Consider the following 1,277-nt stretch of genomic DNA (forward strand, 5'->3'; position numbering starts at 1 on the left):
AAAACTTGGTTAGACTGCGGGCACATTTGTTGTTGATAAAGATTCTCATCCATGGCTTATCTATCCGCAGTTACCCTGCTTTGGGCATTTTCATTCAGCCTGATCGGCGTTTACCTTGCTGGTCAGGTTGATTCTTGGTTCTCCGTGTTCATGCGTGTGGCACTGGCCAGCGTTGTATTCATTCCTTTCCTTAAATTCCGCGGCGTAAGCAAATCTCTGATCGCGAAACTGATGATCGTCGGCGGCTTTCAGCTCGGTTTGATGTACTGCTTCTACTACCAGTCTTTCTTACTCCTTTCTGTTCCAGAAGTGTTGCTGTTCACTGTATTCACACCGATTTATGTAACGCTGATTTACGACTTCCTGAAAGGTCGTTTTTCGCCTTGGTATTTAGTCACTGCGCTGATCGCAGTCGCGGGTGCCGCATGGATCAAATTCGCTGGCATTAACGAAAACTTCCTAATGGGCTTTTTGGTCGTACAAGGGGCAAACCTCTGTTTTGCCATCGGTCAGGTGGGCTACAAATACATCATGGAAAGTGAGCCCGTCGATTTACCACAGCACACCGTGTTTGGTTACTTCTACTTGGGGGCGCTTTGTGTAGCAACCGTGGCTTTCGCGCTCATGGGCAACCTCGACAAACTGCCAACCACCGCAACCCAATGGGGCATTTTGACCTACCTTGGTTTGATTGCATCAGGCTTTGGTTACTTTGCGTGGAACAAAGGGGCAACCTTAGTGAATGCCGGCGCGTTAGCGGTAATGAACAACGCGTTAGTGCCAGCAGGCCTGATTGTGAACATCGTAATTTGGAACCGAGACGTCGACATCGTGCGCCTCGCGATTGGCGGCGCGATCATCATGCTATCGCTGTGGATTAACGAAACGTGGGTGAAAAAACGCGTTGAAATGAGCTACGCCAATAAGTAACGTGCCTTTCTCGACACATATTCCAGCAATAAAAAACGCTCTCCAACTGGAGAGCGTTTTTTTTAATTCAATTAATGCACTTTGGCTTGCGAGCTTCCGCCCATCAACACATTAGGCGGCGTTGGTAACAACACTTCCAACTTCGCATTGCGGGCTTCCAGTTTGCGTTGACGCTTGAGCAACTTCTGCTGTTTTTTTGCCACTTTTAGCAGCTTTTTCTGCTGTTTGTAGTGTTTTTTCAGTGCCTTTTTCGCTTTCTTAAGCGCTTTTTTATCGGCCAAATCAAACAGTGCAGGAACCGCCATCGACACTGGTGTCACCACTTTCGCAGCTTGTTTCTTCTCTTT

At 47.8% G+C, this 1,277-nt stretch carries 1 protein-coding gene and 1 pseudogene; one reads left to right on the forward strand and one right to left on the reverse strand.

What is annotated here, in order from left to right; genetic code table 11:
- Positions 1 to 51: 51 nt before the first annotated feature.
- A complete protein-coding gene (locus tag R7E47_RS24600; RefSeq protein ID WP_005467602.1) occupies positions 52 to 930 on the forward strand; it encodes a carboxylate/amino acid/amine transporter in 879 nt (292 codons plus the stop codon).
- 71 nt (positions 931 to 1,001) lie between these two features.
- Here R7E47_RS24600 and R7E47_RS24605 read toward each other — a convergent pair.
- Positions 1,002 to 1,277: pseudogene (locus tag R7E47_RS24605) on the reverse strand (hypothetical protein); the annotation flags it as partial.

This window comes from Vibrio sp. Vb1026 (assembly GCF_033338745.1).
Classification (GTDB): domain Bacteria; phylum Pseudomonadota; class Gammaproteobacteria; order Enterobacterales; family Vibrionaceae; genus Vibrio; species Vibrio alginolyticus.

Excerpts from the sequence above, each read along its gene's own strand:
- R7E47_RS24600 (WP_005467602.1), top strand. The coding sequence starts at position 52 with ATGGCTTATCTATCCGCAGTTACCCTGCTTTGGGCATTTTCATTCAGC.